The 16,704-nt window shown below is 51.0% G+C and carries 15 protein-coding genes and 1 riboswitch; of the genes, 11 read left to right on the top strand and 4 right to left on the bottom strand.

Translation table 11 applies throughout. The features are described 5' to 3' along the window. Positions 1-110 precede the first annotated feature (110 nt). The 4 genes from AC6RNO_RS04850 to AC6RNO_RS04835 are packed head-to-tail and all read left to right on the top strand — an operon-like array spanning position 111 to position 4,075. Complete coding sequence (locus tag AC6RNO_RS04850) at positions 111-1,202, top strand: ABC transporter substrate-binding protein (protein ID WP_497104786.1); 1,092 nt, start codon at positions 111-113, stop codon at positions 1,200-1,202. Then, positions 1,195-2,235, top strand: a complete 1,041-nt coding sequence (locus tag AC6RNO_RS04845) for an iron chelate uptake ABC transporter family permease subunit (RefSeq protein WP_497104785.1) — start codon at positions 1,195-1,197, stop codon at positions 2,233-2,235. Before AC6RNO_RS04850 ends, AC6RNO_RS04845 begins: the two co-directional genes overlap by 8 nt. Further along, positions 2,232-3,263, top strand: coding sequence for an iron chelate uptake ABC transporter family permease subunit (locus AC6RNO_RS04840; protein ID WP_497104784.1), 1,032 nt, complete (start codon positions 2,232-2,234; stop codon positions 3,261-3,263). The genes AC6RNO_RS04845 and AC6RNO_RS04840 overlap by 4 nt, the downstream gene beginning before the upstream one ends. Next, entirely contained in the window at positions 3,263-4,075 is an 813-nt protein-coding gene (locus tag AC6RNO_RS04835) for an ATP-binding cassette domain-containing protein (RefSeq protein WP_497104783.1), read from the top strand. Before AC6RNO_RS04840 ends, AC6RNO_RS04835 begins: the two co-directional genes overlap by 1 nt. A gap of 255 nt (positions 4,076-4,330) precedes the next feature. Here the strand turns inward: AC6RNO_RS04835 and AC6RNO_RS04830 are convergent, their stop codons facing one another. Further along, complete coding sequence (locus tag AC6RNO_RS04830) at positions 4,331-4,693, bottom strand: winged helix-turn-helix transcriptional regulator (protein ID WP_497104782.1); 363 nt, start codon at positions 4,691-4,693, stop codon at positions 4,331-4,333. A 138-nt stretch (positions 4,694-4,831) separates the two neighbouring features. Between AC6RNO_RS04830 and AC6RNO_RS04825 the strand changes: the two genes are divergently transcribed. Beyond that, positions 4,832-5,704, top strand: a complete 873-nt coding sequence (locus AC6RNO_RS04825) for an alpha/beta fold hydrolase (RefSeq protein ID WP_474682510.1) — start codon at positions 4,832-4,834, stop codon at positions 5,702-5,704. Between the two features lie 17 nt (positions 5,705-5,721). Beyond that, positions 5,722-6,231 carry a dihydrofolate reductase family protein gene (locus AC6RNO_RS04820; protein WP_474682509.1) on the top strand — a complete coding sequence of 170 codons (510 nt, stop codon included), beginning with the start codon at positions 5,722-5,724 and terminating at the stop codon, positions 6,229-6,231. Between the two features lie 29 nt (positions 6,232-6,260). On the opposite strand, the gene AC6RNO_RS04815 is transcribed toward AC6RNO_RS04820, so the two are convergent. After that, the gene (locus AC6RNO_RS04815) at positions 6,261-7,481 is read right to left on the bottom strand and encodes a hypothetical protein (RefSeq protein ID WP_497104843.1); all 1,221 of its coding nucleotides are present in this window, start codon (positions 7,479-7,481) and stop codon (positions 6,261-6,263) included. A gap of 389 nt (positions 7,482-7,870) precedes the next feature. On the opposite strand from AC6RNO_RS04815, the gene AC6RNO_RS04810 reads away from it, so the two are divergent. Both AC6RNO_RS04810 and AC6RNO_RS04805 read left to right on the top strand, forming a co-directional pair. Continuing rightward, positions 7,871-8,338, top strand: a complete 468-nt coding sequence (locus tag AC6RNO_RS04810) for a MarR family winged helix-turn-helix transcriptional regulator (protein ID WP_488435031.1) — start codon at positions 7,871-7,873, stop codon at positions 8,336-8,338. Between the two features lies 1 nt (position 8,339). Further along, a complete protein-coding gene (locus AC6RNO_RS04805; RefSeq protein WP_488435032.1) occupies positions 8,340-8,876 on the top strand; it encodes an MOSC domain-containing protein in 537 nt (178 codons plus the stop codon). Between the two features lie 97 nt (positions 8,877-8,973). On the opposite strand, the gene AC6RNO_RS04800 is transcribed toward AC6RNO_RS04805, so the two are convergent. Both AC6RNO_RS04800 and AC6RNO_RS04795 read right to left on the bottom strand, forming a co-directional pair. Then, positions 8,974-9,918 (bottom strand): EamA family transporter, encoded by a 945-nt coding sequence (locus AC6RNO_RS04800; protein ID WP_497104781.1) that lies wholly within the window; start codon positions 9,916-9,918, stop codon positions 8,974-8,976. Positions 9,919-10,102: 184 nt separating this feature from the next. Then, a riboswitch (FMN riboswitch) is annotated at positions 10,103-10,257 on the bottom strand. A 189-nt stretch (positions 10,258-10,446) separates the two neighbouring features. Further along, entirely contained in the window at positions 10,447-11,394 is a 948-nt protein-coding gene (locus AC6RNO_RS04795; protein WP_488435033.1) for a YbhB/YbcL family Raf kinase inhibitor-like protein, read from the bottom strand. Between the two features lie 169 nt (positions 11,395-11,563). On the opposite strand from AC6RNO_RS04795, the gene AC6RNO_RS04790 reads away from it, so the two are divergent. From AC6RNO_RS04790 to AC6RNO_RS04780, 3 genes are all read left to right on the top strand, one after another. Then, positions 11,564-12,358 (top strand): PaaX family transcriptional regulator C-terminal domain-containing protein, encoded by a 795-nt coding sequence (locus AC6RNO_RS04790; protein WP_488435034.1) that lies wholly within the window; start codon positions 11,564-11,566, stop codon positions 12,356-12,358. A gap of 193 nt (positions 12,359-12,551) precedes the next feature. Further along, a complete protein-coding gene (locus tag AC6RNO_RS04785; protein WP_488435035.1) occupies positions 12,552-13,715 on the top strand; it encodes an iron-containing alcohol dehydrogenase in 1,164 nt (387 codons plus the stop codon). Between the two features lie 296 nt (positions 13,716-14,011). Next, positions 14,012-16,306: a helix-turn-helix domain-containing protein gene (locus AC6RNO_RS04780; RefSeq protein WP_488435036.1), complete on the top strand. Its 2,295-nt coding sequence runs from the start codon at positions 14,012-14,014 to the stop codon at positions 16,304-16,306. Positions 16,307-16,704: the final 398 nt, after the last annotated feature.

The raw sequence follows: 16,704 nt of genomic DNA, 5'->3' as shown, positions 1-16,704 counted from the left end.
CGTTTTCACCGGGAAGCTGAAGGGCGTCGAAGACGTGCCGGAAGACAATCTCGAGAAAATCATCGGGCAAGATCTCGACTTTACAGATCATGCTAAGGAAGGGTATGTAAATGATTGCAAAACGAAAACTCTCATTAAGAACATTCATAATTTCGGCTGTGCTTATGATCCCCCTAGTTGGTTGTTCAAGCCAGCAATCAAGCTCAACACCTGCTCCGACTGTGAATGCTTCGGCAAGTACCGAAACGCCTAAAACAGAAACGCCCGCTCCCCAAGATGCAAATTCTAAATATCCGATCGTGATCAAGCATGCTTTTGGCGAAACTGTAATTGCAAGCAAGCCTAAACGAGTTGTTACAATTCAATGGGCTAATCATGATGTTGTTCTCGCTCTCAGAGTCGTACCTGTAGGCTTCTCGGCGGCGAATTTCGGCGTTCAGGACGGCAGCGGACTTTTGCCTTGGACAGCTAAAAAGCTCAAGGAACTCGGCGTAAAGGACCCGAATGTTTTCCAGGATACGGACGGCCTTGATTTTGAGGCTATTTCAAATGCAAACCCGGATGTCATTCTTGCAGCTTACTCCGGTATCACTAAGGAAGACTACGGTATTCTTAGTAAAATCGCTCCGGTTGTGGCATATCCGACCGCTCCTTGGTCAACCACGTGGCGTGAGCAAGTCATTTTGAACGCAACCGGTATGGGCATGAAAGCGGAAGGCGAACAACTTATTAAGGACACCGAGAACATGGTTAAAGCAAAGCTAAGCGAATATCCTCAGATTAAAGGCAAGAAAGTCGTTTGGGTCAACTTCTCGGCTAAAGATATGTCTCAACTGCATATTTATACACCTGTAGACTCTCGCGTCTCTTTCCTGCATGAGCTGGGAATGGTTTATCCTGAAAGGGTTACGAAACAGATTACGGACCCTACCAGCTACTCCTTGAAATTAAGCGCTGAGAATGCCGAGGCCCTTTATGATGCAGATTTATTAATTGGATATGGCAATGCCGAATTGTATCAAGCCGTTAAAGCCGATTCCCTGCTAGGCAAAATTCCTGCGATCAAGAGAGGATCTGTCGTGTTTATTGATAGCGATACGCCTTTAGTAGCTGCCGGAACCCCGAATCCGCTTTCGATAGCTTATACCATTGATGAGTACCTGAAATTAATCGGAGGAGCTATTAATAAGATCAATGAATAGTTCTTCGGTTTCAAAAAACAAACAGCTAAGCTCGCATATGCCGAAAAACTTTACGAAAGTTCTGGTAATTTGTATTGTCTTGCTCGGCGTGTGCGTGATTGCGTCTCTCGTCTTAGGCTCTCGGCTGGTGAGGTTTCATGAACTGATAGACGGTATATTTCACCATGACATAGACTCTTACGGGGCAAACGTGGTTCGCAAAAGGTTTTCCCGAACCGTGTTCGGTTTATTTTGCGGTGCGGCACTCGGAGTTTCCGGAGCGCTTATGCAATCGGTCACTCGCAACCCGATTGCAGACCCGAGTATACTGGGAGTTAACACAGGCGCATCCTTGTTTGTGGTTTGCGGGATTGCGTTTTTGAACATAAGCACCGCAAATCATTACATATGGCTGGCTTTAGCCGGGGCTGCGATTACTGCAGTTTTTGTATTCGGAATCGGTTCTATGGGGCGTGGCGGCGCTACGCCCATTAAGCTTGTTTTGGCGGGAGCCGCTACAAGCGCCGCCCTCTCTTCTCTGGTCACCGCCATCATGATTCCACGCTCTTATGTCATGGATCAATTCAGGTTTTGGCAAGTGGGAAGCGTCGGCTCGGCAACCTGGAGCGCTATTGCCACTTTCGTCCCGTTTCTGATCGTCGGCATACTGATCGCTATTAGTGCTGCCCCGGCATTAAATGCACTGGCACTGGGAGACGATGTTGCGACCGGAATGGGCGTTCGAACAGGAGTGCTGAGGCTGGTCTCGGCTCTTGCAGGTGTTATTTTGTGCGGCGCGGCTACTGCGCTGGCAGGGCCTATTGGTTTTGTCGGGCTTTTATCCACTCACGTCATGCGCCTTATTTTCGGCCCCGACTTGCGTTTTGTTATACCCATGTCAGCGATTTCGGGAGCAATCATTTTGACGATATCAGATGTAAGCGGCAGGCTTATCGGCAGCCCCGGCGAGCTTGAAGTCGGCGTAGTTACAGCGTTTATAGGAGCTCCGTTACTAATATTTCTAGCTATGAGATCGAAAGTGCGTTCATTATGAATAATGAATCTGTAAAATTGATTATGTCGGGCAGACGTCAGAGACGCCGCCGATGGATACTTGTCACCGGCTGCCTTGCAGTACTTGCATGCATTCTTTGCTGCGCCATGCTTTTGCTGGGGAGCGCCATTTATCCGGTTAAAGATGTCATCCGGGCGCTTTCGGGAGAGCAAATTAAAGGTGTGTCTTTTGCGGTTAATACCATACGTCTGCCGAGAATGCTGGCAGGTCTTTTCGCCGGATTTGCTTTCGGTCTTGCCGGATACACCTTCCAGACCATGCTGCGTAACCCCCTTGCGAACCCGAATGTCATCGGTATTACCTCCGGTTCGAGCGCGGCGGCTGTTTTTTGTATAACCATACTTCATACAAGCAGAGCCGTTGTTTCCGTTGCTTCAGTAGTCGCTGGTCTTACTACAGGGATAGTCATGTATATATTATCCAGGGGAAAGTCATTTTCGATCGGGCGATTAATCCTTATCGGAATAGGCATACAGGCCATGCTGGACGCGGTAATATCCTATCTTCTGCTGGTTGGCGCACAACAAGATATTCCCGCAGCGCTCAGATGGCTCGGCGGCAGCCTCAACGGCTCTCAAATGAACGAGCTTCCGCCTCTTGTTATAACGGTTTTAATCTTTGCGCCTATCGTTATCGTGCTGGGCAAACATCTAAGTCTATTGGAGCTTGGAGAACAATCGGCTTCTTCTCTCGGGGTGGACACGGACAAGACAAGAATTGCGCTAATTTTGAGTTCCGTCTGCATGATTGCTCTTGCTACCGCTACCACGGGTCCAATAGCCTTTGTCTCCTTCCTTTCGGGACCGATTGCAAAAAGACTAGTCGGAGTTGGCTTCTCAAACGTAATTCCGGCGGGTCTTGTTGGCGTTAATTTGGTTTTGGCGGCAGATCTAATCGGACAATTTGCTTTCGAGGTCAGATTCCCTGTGGGTATCATAACCGGATTGCTCGGAGCGCCGTATCTGATCTTCCTGCTAATCCGAATGAATCGAAAGGGAGAATTATAATGAAACCGACACATCTTTTTCAAGCCGAACAACTGGTAGCCGGCTATGATCAAAAAACGGTTATCCAAGGCGTAGACCTTGTTATCCCTAGTAATAAAATCAGCGTTATTATTGGAGCAAACGGCTGCGGAAAGTCTACGCTGCTTAAAACACTGGCAAGGCTTATAAAGCCTATATCCGGAAAAATCGCTATTGACGGAAGGCCAATCGGCAAAATACCGCCCAAACAGTTGGCCCGAGTTATAGGACTGCTGCCGCAATCCCCCATTGTTCCGGAAGGAATTTCCGTGGCGGATTTGGTTGGACGAGGAAGATTTCCACACCAATCCTTGCTCAGCGGATGGACAAAAAAGGATTATGAGGCAGTTGCCGAAGCTATGAGAATTATGGATATAACGGAGTTTGCAAATTATAATATCGACGAGCTTTCGGGCGGTCAAAGACAGCGTGTCTGGATTGCAATGGCTCTAGCACAACAAACCGACATTTTATTTCTCGATGAACCGACAACCTTTTTAGATATCACCTATCAAATCGAAATTCTTGACCTGCTCACAGACCTTAACCGCAAACACGGAACTACGATTGTTATGGTGCTTCATGATATTAACTTGTCCGCGCGTTATGCGGACCATATTTTCGCGCTTTACAAAGGAAAGCTTGTTGCCGAGGGCGAACCATCGAAGGTTATTACAAGCACATTGGTCAAAGACATTTTCGGGCTTGATTGCACGGTGATCAAGGACCCCATTTCGGGCTCTCCTTTGGTGGTGCCAAAAGGCCGGCATCATGTCAATAGCCTTAGCCGCTGACACCGCCCAGGAAGAAGCCGCAGACGCTTGAGGAGCCAGCGTCACAGACACACGTAGATAAAGCCCGTTTGGGCTTGCCTGCACAGTGATTTTCCCCAAGGTTGACCAATCCCAATCCCCCTCGGGGGCAACTTTTCGCTTTAGCATCGCCGCATCAACACTCACAGTCCAGCGAGTTGTCTATAGCGGCAAGTTTTAAGGCCATCCTTGTTGGGATGGCCCTTTCTTTGTACAAAATATAACTTCTTTATCCAATCACATCACTTCTTCTCTTTCTTGCCCCATCTCGTTCGTCTCTTTCCGTAGATATCCCCCATATTCCTGGGTCCACGTCCACATGGCGGCAAAAATAGGCTGCAGAGCCTGCCCGGACTCGGTAAGTTCATATTCGACATGCAGCGGTATGCCAGGGTAAAGAGTGCGAGAAATGATTCCTTTCTCTTCTAACAGCCTCAAGCGGTCTGTCAAAGTTTTCGGACTAATGGGATGCAGCTTGCGGCGTAATTCCCCGAAACGTCGGGTCCCGTTAAACAGTTCGAACAAGAGAAGAAGCATCCATTTGCCATCCAAGATCTCCAAGATAGGTTCAACGGTACCAGGACAGGACCGATCCATCATCACTATCACTCCATAGTTCATTTTTTGAAACTATTGCACTTTAATGTAACTACTTTTCAAATGTACCACAGTTCATTTACTATGTAAATCAAGGGGAAGAGAAAATTACTAAAGAGTCACAGAGAGGAGGAACCATCTTTGGATAGACCGTTTGAATTAGATCTGATGGAGTATCCGTTCACTGATCGCTGGCTGCCTTACCGTGACGGTTACATCCATTACCTCGATGAAGGGAAGGGCCCGACGGTTCTTCTCCTACATGGGAACCCTACGTGGTCATATCTTTATCGGAACGTTATCAAAGAGCTTCGAGAAGAATTCCGTCTTATCGTTCCGGATTACCCCGGATTCGGTATGTCGAAGGCACCCAGCGGCTACCGCTTTACGCCACAAGAGCAATCGGAAGCCGTTCACGAACTGATTCGCCGTTTGAATCTAAAGGATTTTATATTAGTAGTTCAGGATTGGGGAGGTCCGATCGGCTTGAACTACGCAGTACGGCATCGAGACAATTTGCGCGGCATCGTCATCATGAATACGTGGGCCTGGCCTGCGGAAATTTTGCCGATGAAATTGTTCTCGCTCGCCATGGGGGGCTGGCCAATCGGGTATTGGCTTCAGACTAGGCTCAATTTTTTCGCCAAAGTCATTGTTCCTCACGGGATATATCATGCCGAAAAAGTCACGGATAGCTTGCGCAAAGCTTATACCGACCCGTTCCCGACCCCGAAATCCAGAATACCGACATGGATATTTCCCAGGCAGATCCGCAGGGCGCGAACATGGCTCGCCGACATTGAATCGAAATTGCCGAATTTGTCCGATTTGCCTGCGCAAATTTTGTGGGGAACGAAAGACAGTGCCGGCTTCCCGCTCGAACAGATGGCCAAATGGCAAACATATTTGCCAATGAACGAAACCGAAATCCTTGAAGATGCCTCACACTATGTGCAAGAGGATCGTCCGGATCGGGTAGCAGCATCAATCCGAAACATACGGAATAGAACATGAGGAGGAATATTATTATTATGAAAACTATTTTATGGGCAACTTTAACCGCTAACGGCAATTATGCGCAATCCGGCCCCGAGAACCCACCGAGAAAAGAAGCGTTGGACGACTTCGCGACACAGGCCAAAGCTGCAGGAAATTTCATTGTCGGGCGTCGTACTTTCGAAGCTATGCGCGGAAATGGCGGCGGGGGTCCCTTTGCCGAAATCGATATCGTCGTCGTTTCGCAGAACGCCTCAGAAATCCCGGGCGTAACGGTTGTAAGCTCGCCGCAGGCAGCCTTGGACTACCTGCAGCAAATCGGTCATCAGACCGCTCTCATTAGCGGCGGTGCGGATCTCCACAACTCGTTTCTAGGTCAAGGGCTTGTAGACGAAGTGATTTTCAATGTTGCGCCTGTATTGGAAGGTAAAGGGTTAAATCTTTTAATCGACAAAGATAACTACCAATATAGGCATGTGCAATTGCTAGACTGTAAACTCCTCGGCGGTGGAGTCGTTCAATTACGCTATTCAATTGATCGGTAAATGGCTTAAACCTTCATTAAACAAACCCATCAGTAATCACGCGCTGCATCGAACCAGTGTTGAGCCATCTCTTCTGGTATAAGCTGGCCGATCAGGTGGTCAGACCGGCTTAGTTGCCATACCGCTTCACCAAGGTCTTCACGTTCGGTAGTTTCGATGCCTTTGAGGGTATTGAAGCGTACGGTGAAGGCGGTAATGGCTGCCTCGGCATCGGCAAAGCTGCGGGCCTGGGCCAAGGCTGCCTGTGCAACGTCGTAAGCTTCGTTAGCCAGCTTGGCCAGACGTTTAGGCCAGGACGAGAACGGACGGCCAAACTCGGTCGTCCACCACTCAGGCTTTCGCAATTGGCTCACTGAAGCATGACCGGTCCACGAGCGGGTATTAGCGCGTGCTTTCATTTGCTGCTTTAGGCGCTTGCCCGCGGTCTCTTCCACGTTGTAGGCGATAAAGCCTTCAAGCAGCGGCCACGCGCTCAAGGGCGGCAAGTCACCCAGATCGGGCATAAAGCGCAGCTCCAGATACGTTAACCGGGCATGATGGGCCAGCAAGTCCAAGTCGCAGAAGTTCCCCCACAAACTCAGGGAGCTAAGGTTTGGGAATCGGTTCAGACACTCCAGCGAGATAGGCTGTCCCAGCGGCGCGTTCCGGAGCGTCAGGCTCGTGACCTGGTGCAATTCACCCATGTCGGGCAGCAAGAAGGGGGCATCACTCTTGCGTCGGCCGGTGCTCGGCGCCAGTGTCAGAGAATATGGCAAATCGCCAGTGGCCGAGAAGCGTGATAGATCGCCGGCCACACTCAGGCGGAAATATTCAAAGACCTGCCGCTTCGGAAGCTTCAGGTGCAAACGGCTACCGGACTGGTCCAGTTCGATATACAAGCCATGCAAAATGGACTGGCCGGCGTCCGCCACCGTGTCTGCAGACAGGATCGGAACCCATGCCATTTCTTCAATGGGGCGTTTCTGCGCCCAGTCAAAAAAGCCCGCGTCGCTGCCCGTGTAGCGCAGAAATCGCGGCCAGGGCGAGCCGGCCGGCGTGGCAAAGGCATTGAATGCGGTCCAATCGACTTGCGCATCAGGCGGGACGTGAAGGTCTGCCTTTTTGCCCAATTGCGACGGTCCAATGGAGAGGCTGCCCACACCGGGCTCAATGACAAGCGTGTGACTGCGAGAACCCGTCAGGTCGATAGGATAACGGCCATCTCCTCTAATAGTACCAACAGGAGGACAAGCCTGATTATTATTTGGCATTTCTATCGTCCTTTCTTCATAGTCGTCTTGCAAGCTTGCCAAACACAAAACACCGCTTCGTTCGGTAAAGTGAGTGGGTCGAAGTCACACGCTACCACACAGAAGAGTTATCATCCATATGTTAGAACATCAATTTGACCTGAATCAACTGCCAAATGAACTAAAGTTCGCGTTCACGGGTCTCTTTTTTTAAACAACGAATAAAAACGTGATGATTCCCTACCTTGTGAAGGGATCAGCACGTTTTTTTGTACCTAGGAGGTTCGGTTCGTCTCCAGGCTTCTCTGAATCCGCAAATGCAGCGCCGTTTAGTTGCTCAGTCAACAAAAATTTTGTTGATCGCGCAACTAAATTGATTTATATTGTTTTTAGCGAATGGAGGATGGACGATGGCAAGGTTATCGGAAAAAGAGTTGACTGCTTGGCGGTTGTTTATTAAAGCACATGCCAAAATCATAGAATGCATTGAGCGGGATTTGGCAGCACAGAAGAAAGTCCCGCTAACCACGTACGACGTTTTGATCGCTTTGTTTGAGGCACCCGATCGCAAGCTTCGCTTTTCAGAATTAAATCGGAAGGTGGTCTTGAGTAAAAGCGGCTTAACAAGGATGATCGACCGGCTGGAGCGCGAAGGATTGATTCAAAGAGAAAAAAGCGAAGAGGACCGACGGGGAGCATATGCTGTTCTCACGGATGAAGGGGAAAGACAGCTGCGGAAAGCTTGGCCTATATATGCAAGGGGGATCAAGCAGTATTTTGCGGACTCTTTATCCGATGAGGAAGTGGAGTTTCTGATACGTTCTTTTGGCTTGATCTATAAAGAGCTGCAATCTTCGCAGGAAAAGGAGGGAGATTAAAATGGGGGAAAGTGGTGCTGCAGTTGAAAGAGTAATGGTGGCTGAAGACCCGGCAACATTCGTTACTCGCCCCGTTTCATATATTCAGATTGAATTAGGAGGGATTCCGGGAGATCGTCATTATGGCTTGTTGCGTCCTGCGGATTCCAGGCAAAAAATTTATCCTCGCGGTGTACTGATTGCGAACAGACGTCAAATCAGCATCGTTTCGAAAGAGGAATGTGAACGCATCGCCAATCGGTTGGATCTCCCTGAGATAAAGCCTGAATGGCTGGGGGCCAACATTATCATTAGCGGATTTGAGAAGCTTACAGAACTGCAGCAAGGGGCTAGGTTGATTTTTCCGGATGGTACGGGATTGATTTGTGAAGGGGAAAACCTGCCCTGCATTGGACCCGGAAGGGTGATTGAACAAATGTATAATCAAAGCGGACTTAGTCAGAAATTTGTGCCTGCCGCTAAAAAGTTGAGAGGTATCGTTTGTTCCGTGGAAAGGGAAGGCCGGATTTCGGAAGGCGATACGATTGTATTTCTTTAACACGCTGAGCTCGACACAGCAAAAAGCCGCAGCTGCGAAGCGCGTTTTCTCACGCTTCATTAGGCCACGGCTTTTTATTACCGGCAGGCAGTGCCGCCTACCGCTGTTTCGACAATTGAACGAGCACAATCCAGATTAGTACGAACCCGGCGATCTGCGCGGCGGTCACAGGCTGGTGGAACACCACCCAGTTGATCAGCAGGCCGACTGCGGGGAAAAACAGCTCCGCAAGCGTAGCGTAGGAAGCTTTGGTTCCGGCTAAGCCGCGGTAATATAGAAGCAGGCTGAGCAGGCCCGGGAGGAACGCTTGCAGCAGCAAGTTCCCCAGCACCGGCCCCCAGTCGCCCGCCTCGGCGAGCGGCTGAAGCCTGCTGCCATCCAGCGAAGTGATGGCGGCGAGCAGTGGCAGCGCGCACGCGAAGCGCAGCGCGGTGACGGTCTCGAACTGCATTTTGCCCAGCAGCAGTCGGCCCATCACCGTCGAGCCGCCCCATAAGGCGGCGGCGCCAATCGACAGCAGGCCGGCCGTTGCGGCCACGCCGGACAGGCTGGCAAGCGGGCTGGCCAAGCCGAAGGTCAGCAAATACGTGCCGGCCAGCGCCATGACCAGCAGCAGCGCAAACCGCGCCGGCAGCGACTCTTTCAAAATCATTCGCGCCATCAGAATGGCGAACAGCGGCTGCAGCTTTTGCAGCAGCAGCACTGCATTCGGATTGCCGTGGGCGAATGCCGAAGTAAACATAATGGTGGCGATCGCCGACCCGCCCCATGAAATGAACAGCAAGGCCAGCACATGGCTCGCCTTGAGGCCACGCAGTTCGCTGCGATGCAGCCATAAGACCGGCACAGCATAAAGCATAAGCAGCAAATGCTCGAAGAGCACAATCTGCGAGGAAGTAAAGTATTTCAGCAGCAGAATGCGGAACAGCGGGTCAATCCCCCATAGCGCCGCTCCCACAGCCACCAGCCATATGCCGCTGCGCGTGCTGCTGCCCGCATGTTCCAGCGTCACGGGCCGTCCAATCGTGATTCCTTTTTCCATCGTTCAAAACCTCCTGTGAAATATGCGAAGGAAAGTCGAGTCTGCCCCCGCAAGCTGAGAATTGGGTTTTGAATAGGACGCTTCGAAAGAAGAACACCCCGTTATCAAAAATCGATAACGGGGCATCTTAAAGAGGCTGGGACCTGATCATTTTTTTGCAAAAATGAACGGCGCCCTGCCTGCTTATAACCTTCTCCCATCCGGACTGTACCGTCGGCCTTGGAATTTCACCAAGTCAGTCGCTTGCTGCACTTGAAGCAATAAGCGAGTCGCGGGCTCAGGTTCAAACGGTGAACCTTTACCGCCGGTCGGGAATTTCACCCTGCCCCGAAGGTCCGTATTCTATTAGGTGGATTATACAACATAATGACTTAATCCGACAAGGGTCATCGGAAAAAAAGCTCCTCTGAAGCGAGGCAGTCCGAACTGCCATCGCCGCAAATGTCCGGATTTCCACGATTTCGCCGGCATGCTCCAAGTCCAGTATATCGTCCGGAATGCGGATTGAACACGGTGCGGATCGGTCAGTTACTGTTTGAAAAAGCCGTCCACTTCCGCATAGCCCGTCATATGTTCCTTAAGGACCGGCTCCAGCTCTTCAAAAAAGACCGGCTGCTTGCCCACCTCAAGGTTGTCCGTATCCAGCGCATAAACAACCAGTCTGTACAAATGGTCTCCTGAATACCGCGGAGGCTCCATGCCGTAGTAGCTGTTAAGCTCTTTCCCTTCTTTCAGAGAGCCCGCCGCCCCTTCTTCCAGTTTTTGCACGGACGCCGGAATATTGAGCACGCTCCAGTGAATGAAATTGTCCGCAATCGGATGCAGATCATACACCACAACGGCAAAAGATTTCGTACCTTCCGGCACATGGCTCCAGCTTACCGGCAAGCTTATATTTTGCCCGCCCGCTACGCCTCCATGGGCATATTTGACCGGAATGTTCCCGTACTCCTGAAAAGCGTCCGTCTGCGCCTGCAGCCCTCCCGCTCCGCGCTGAGCGGACACAGAAAGCGTACGGCTGCCGGATTCCCAATGCAGCGATACGTTTAGCGCCAAAGGAAGAATCCGCTCCGATACCATCATCGCGCCGTCCATGATGACCGCTTCGTGATCAAGCTCATAGCTCACTCCGTTTACGACCGCTTTCTTCTCCCCCAGCTTTATCGCGACGTCGGTGGAGCCGCCGGTAACATGAGCGGTTTGACCCGCTTCGTCCCATGCAACGCTCCGGCCGTCGGCTTCGAATACGGCTCGCAATGGCACTAGAATTTCCGTATTGATCATCGCCCCCTGCACCGGAAGCGCCTTGTCTTCCAGTTTAATGGAAACCGGTGTATTCCACTGCAAGTAACTGCTGACATTGCTCATAACGTCTTTCTTGACCGCCGTTTCGGCATTTGCTTGAACAGGTGCAGCACACGCTGCCACCATAGTCCCGATCAGGATCATCCGTCTTGCTTGAAATGTCTTTCTCATTTTCCCCACTCCCATTCATCATTTTTTTGCGCCTATTCCGCTCCTTTTTGCGGTACAATAGCAAGGAACAGATAAAACGACGACGTTTTATAACTATTTTCATAACGTTCGTGTGAATTTATGTTATAAAAAATTATGGCCTGTGTCAATAAGGGACGTGAGGTTAATTTTGCTATCCATCGAAAAACAGCTGCTCTACTTAATGTCGCGCGCGGATCGTCTGGAGGCGCAGGAATTCGTTCGCATTTATGAAAATCGCGGCTATTCGGCTCCCTACATCCGCAACAGCCTATCCCGGCTCAAAAAAGAAGGCTACGCCGTCACTCCGTCCCGCTCCAGTTATCAAATTACGGACACGGGGCGATCCATGGTCCAATTTATCAATCAAAAACCGCAGCTGTACCGAAAAAAATGGGATCAATGCTGGCACCTGGTCATGCTGGAAATCCCGGAAACGGAACGCAAAAAGCGGGATCAGTTCCGCTCCGACATTTTGCAAACCGGCTTCGGACTGCTGTATAACAGCGTCTATATTTCCCCATGGCCGTATAAAAGCGAAGTTGAACAGCTTATACAAAAATATGGCCTGAACGGGCAGGTCACCTTATTCCAGGGCTCTATGCAATACCGGACTCTTACCCCTGAAGACGCTATATCGATATGGCAGCTGGAGCCGGTGGCCGAGAAATACCGGGAGAAGCTTCAATGGTTCTCATCGCAATTTGAACCGGTTATGCAGCAAGCATTGGACAAACGTTCGGAGCCTCTGGAGGTATTTATTTGCTATTTGCATATGGGCGAAGTCATCAGCGAATTGTATTTGGCCGACCCGATGCTGCCTGCTGAGCTTTTGCCTGAAGATTGGCAAGGTTACGCGATCCTTCAGTCTTTTCAAACTCATTTGGACAAACTTGCAAAAGCCGTATCGGCCGGCTCGGTGTACGCCCAATTCGTCAGGAGTTGAGGGTGGCGGGTGCCGCCGCGGGCTGCGGGATCTGTCGGGTTTGCCAGGTCAGGTCTGCCAACTCCCCCCCTGCTCAGCCAAGATCGTCAAACTCGCAGTTTCACCCCTCCCGCCGGCCTGCCGCATTTTGTTTTTTGCCGCAAGTTGGCTACAATGAAAGAGGTAGCTGAATTTAACAAAGGAGGATGTTCTCATGAACAACTTTGTCTTTCATAATCCTACGACACTATATTTCGGACGCAACCAGTTGGAGCAACTGACGAAAGAGGTGCCAAAATACGGAAAAAACGTACTTCTCGTCTATGGCGGCGGAAGCATTAAGCAGAACGGCCTTTATGACCGCGTGATCAAGCTGCTTGCCGAGGTTGGAGCTGCAGTCACCGAATTAAGCGGCGTAGAGCCGAATCCGCGGCTGACAACGGTACATAAAGGCGTGGAACTGTGCCGCAGCCACCAGATCGATTTGATTCTCGCCGTCGGCGGAGGCAGTGTCATCGATTGCGCCAAAGGAATCGCCGTCGGGGCGAAATACGAAGGCGATTTCTGGGATATCGTCACCCGCAAAGCCGCCGCGACGGGCGCGCTGCCGCTCGGCACCGTACTGACGATTGCCGCGACAGGCTCCGAGATGAACTCAGGTTCGGTCATCACCAACTGGGAGACGAAAGAGAAGCTCGGCTGGGGAAGCCCTTATTCGTTCCCGCAGTTCTCCATTCTCGATCCGGTACATACGCAATCCCTCCCGGCGAATCAAACCGTCTACGGCATGGTCGATATCATGTCGCACGTATTCGAGCAGTATTTCCATCATGATGCCAATACTCCCGTCCAGGACGGATTTTGCGAGGCCATTTTGCGCACCGTCATTGAGACGGCGCCAAGGCTGTTGAAGGATCTGAACAGCTACGAAGACCGGTCGACGATTCTTTACTCCGGGACTATGGCGCTGAACGGAGTTTTGAGCATGGGCGTTCGCGGCGACTGGGCGACTCACAATCTGGAGCACGCCGTGTCCGCCGTGCACGATATCCCTCACGGGGGAGGGCTCGCGATTTTGTTCCCGAACTGGATGACCTATACGCTTGACGCCAACGTGGCGAAGTACAAACAGTTCGCGGAGCGCGTCTTTGGCGTAGATGCCGCCGGCAAAACCGACCGGCAAATAGCCGAAGAGGGCATCGCGGCGCTGCGGCAGTTCTTTAACTCAATCGGCGCGCCAAGCCGTCTGGCCGATTACGATATCGACGACTCGACGATCGAGCTCATGGCCGACAAAGCCATGGTGTACGGAGAGTTCGGCTATTTCAAGAAGTTGAACCGCGACGATGTGCTGAACATCTACCGCATGTCGCTGTAAAACGCAAAGGGCTATCCCATAAGCGGCTTTGGCTGCCGGCGGGATAGTCCCTTTTTTTTAAAGACCCATGTTCTGCAAATCGGCAGCCTCCGGCATACATCTTCAATATCGTAATATAGTAGGATTAAATGATAGTTACCGTCCTTTACATATTTCCATTTTTTATTATAATTCAAAACAAAGGATACGCAGACTTGCGGGAAGCCAGTGATTTCGCCAGTATTCGTTCACCTCGTATTGTAACCGCTTACTTCAGGCGCTTTGTTGCGAGACCTATTTCGGGAAGGGGGCTATTCATGAAAAAAACCAGGGTCAACCTGCTGGCCAAAATGCTGATTTCCTATATATTGGTGCTGCTGTTTCCCGTCATCGTTATTTTGGTCTACTATTACCCTTATTCGACGGAAGTTGTGAAGCAAAAGGAAATGGACTGGAACGCCCATATCACCGAGCAGGTCATGAATTCGATGGATATTTTCACCCGTTATGTGTACAACCTTCCGTCCGAACTGGTGAACAATAAGGAAATCAAGCTGTACCTGGCCGGGGACGACGATTATCAAAGAATTGTCATTGCGAATGAAATGCGGAAATACAATGCGACGGATGCGTTCATCGACAACACCTTTTTGTATGTCAAAAACATCGGTTTTCTGTTTGCCAAAACAGGCAGCGCCTACACCATCCACGACTTCGAAAATCCCGGCGTCGGATATTACTACGAAAACTGGCCGCATCAAGCCATGTTCGAGGAACTGAACAATTTGACTGCACCGGCGATCCGTCCGGCGGAAAACGTCATCGTACCCGGCAATAACCGGATGCGCATGCTGACGTTCTTATCGCCTCTGCCGTTAGGCGGTCTCAATTCCCCCGGTACGGTGCTCATCATGGTGAGAGAGGAAACGATTATCCGGCTGATGAAGTCGGTTTCCGAATCGTACAATGGCGATTTTTTCATTTTTGACCAAAAAGGAACCCGGCTGGTCGCTTCCAACGAGACCTCCTACACCGATTCGAGCGAATTCCGGAACCTGGTGTCCGGCTTGAGCGAAAACCGTTCAGGATCGGGTATTTACCGGATCGACGGCAAATCTTTTATCGTCTCGCACGAAGTGTCGGATAAAAACGGCTGGAATTACGTCACTTTGGTGGCCGTGTCCGAAACGCTGCAGGATATCCGAACGATTCAGCGCAATACTGTCATTCTTTTTATATTGATTTTATTGCTCGAAGTGATCGTCATCTATGTGTCCATCCGCAAAAACTATCATCCGATCAAAGGTTTGGTTCATTTCGCCAAAAACTTGTTTACGCCGAGAGAGCCGCGGACCATGAACGAATTCGATACGATCCGGTATGCGCTGGATCAGCTTTCCTCCGCCAACAGCAGGCTGGACGAGAGGGTGAAAAGCACGCTGCCGGTTATGCGCGACAATTTGTTGTTCGAGCTGATTTGCGACCGTTACCCGTCATGGGAGGCGTTTCAAAAGGAGGCCGATCCGTACGGAGTCGTATTCGACTACGCTCATATTGCGGCTGCAGTCCTGTCCTGCGAAACGAGCGAAGGCGGTATCGAAGCGGCGGCGGAGTATTGCCGGACGGAGGAGAACAAGCTGCCTGAAGGGCTTCAGGGGTATTTTTTCAAAAGCATTTACAATCAGGAGATCGTCTTTGTCTGTTCCCACGACCCGTGCTTTCGTTTGAAGACATATCTGAGCGGCTTTCAACAGCAGCTGCTTGAGGGAACCGGCATCCGCACGCTGATCGGAATCGGAACGCCGGGGCAGTCCCCGGGCGGGGCTCACCTGTCTTATTTGCAGGCTATCCGCGCCGCCGAGCATCTTCGGGTCCGGAACCAGTACTCGGTTCTTGTTTTTGACGAAATCGAGGTCCAGCAGACGAGCGCGGTTTCCTATTTTACGGAGCAGCTGCAGTCGCTTGAGCTGTTCATATTAAAAAACGACGTCACCGCAGTCGAATCGGTCATGGAGCGCATCGTCGCCTATATCGGGCAGGACGGGACGCCGCCGCATATGGTCAGGGCCGTTTATTTGAACACAGTCATCGTCTTATTCAACGGATTGCACCGTTTTGGGCAAAGCGACCAGAGCATGCTGCAATTGACCGGCGTCTCCCACCTTCATCGATATACGATCGAGCAGATGATCGGCATTATGCGTGAAAGCTGCCGTAAGCTTTGCGATCTCATCCGCAGCTCGCAGCTTCCGGCCCGTACGGCGTCGCAAACAGACATTCTGACTTTTATAGAAGGAAAAGGCATGTATCCCGATTTTTCGCTGCAGCTTATTGCCGACCATTTCAGCATGTCGATTTCCAATTTCAGCTATCATTTCAAGAAGACGATGGGGCAAAATTTCAAGGAATATATCGACCGGCTGCGCATTCAAAAATCCATCGCCTTGCTGCGGAGTACGGATGAAACGCTGGAGTTGATCGCGCAGCAGGTCGGCTATTCGAATACGTCGAGTTTTATTCGGTCCTTCAAAAAGATGGTCGGCATCACCCCCGGCCAGTACCGGGATTCCATCAAAAATCAGGAACCGGCTGAATTTGCGGCCGACTCCTGAAGGTCCGGCCTCCGTTCCGGTAGCTTTGCCGCCCCGGTACTTCCTGCTTGCATCACCCCTCCTCTCGATTTGTTCATTTCCTCCTCACGGTGAGCCTCCGTTATCACTCTCGTCCTTCCGGTTCAAGCAGCGCTTATCGTCATAAGATCGCTGCTTTGAACACGATATCGCCTGCAAGCAGACTGAAAAGAAAGCGATACTTGTTGAAAAACTCCCACGCCAGAGCCGGCACAGCCGCTTCTCCCTTCTCCCCACCCCATGCCTCTCCTGGACGGGTTGCGCAGCTTAAATGGGGGGGACAAGGCGGCTTGGCAGAAAAAAACCTGCGATAGTGCAGGTTTTCCCTTCGAAATCGGCCTATTTTGGCGAGAAGCCTGCGATTGCACAGGAATTTTTCG

Source organism: Paenibacillus sp. sgz302190, assembly GCF_059820445.1.
Note: the sequence above shows the minus strand (reverse complement) of the source record. Positions and strands in the feature narration are given on the sequence as shown.

Coding starts and splice junctions, on each gene's coding strand:
- AC6RNO_RS04850 (WP_497104786.1), top strand. CDS start 111: ATGATTGCAAAACGAAAACTCTCATTAAGAACATTCATAATTTCGGCT.
- AC6RNO_RS04845 (WP_497104785.1), top strand. CDS start 1,195: ATGAATAGTTCTTCGGTTTCAAAAAACAAACAGCTAAGCTCGCATATG.
- AC6RNO_RS04840 (WP_497104784.1), top strand. CDS start 2,232: ATGAATAATGAATCTGTAAAATTGATTATGTCGGGCAGACGTCAGAGA.
- AC6RNO_RS04835 (WP_497104783.1), top strand. CDS start 3,263: ATGAAACCGACACATCTTTTTCAAGCCGAACAACTGGTAGCCGGCTAT.
- AC6RNO_RS04830 (WP_497104782.1), bottom strand. CDS start 4,693: ATGATGGATCGGTCCTGTCCTGGTACCGTTGAACCTATCTTGGAGATC.
- AC6RNO_RS04820 (WP_474682509.1), top strand. CDS start 5,722: ATGAAAACTATTTTATGGGCAACTTTAACCGCTAACGGCAATTATGCG.
- AC6RNO_RS04815 (WP_497104843.1), bottom strand. CDS start 7,481: ATGCCAAATAATAATCAGGCTTGTCCTCCTGTTGGTACTATTAGAGGA.
- AC6RNO_RS04810 (WP_488435031.1), top strand. CDS start 7,871: ATGGCAAGGTTATCGGAAAAAGAGTTGACTGCTTGGCGGTTGTTTATT.
- AC6RNO_RS04805 (WP_488435032.1), top strand. CDS start 8,340: ATGGGGGAAAGTGGTGCTGCAGTTGAAAGAGTAATGGTGGCTGAAGAC.
- AC6RNO_RS04800 (WP_497104781.1), bottom strand. CDS start 9,918: ATGGAAAAAGGAATCACGATTGGACGGCCCGTGACGCTGGAACATGCG.
- AC6RNO_RS04795 (WP_488435033.1), bottom strand. CDS start 11,394: ATGAGAAAGACATTTCAAGCAAGACGGATGATCCTGATCGGGACTATG.
- AC6RNO_RS04785 (WP_488435035.1), top strand. CDS start 12,552: ATGAACAACTTTGTCTTTCATAATCCTACGACACTATATTTCGGACGC.
- AC6RNO_RS04780 (WP_488435036.1), top strand. CDS start 14,012: ATGAAAAAAACCAGGGTCAACCTGCTGGCCAAAATGCTGATTTCCTAT.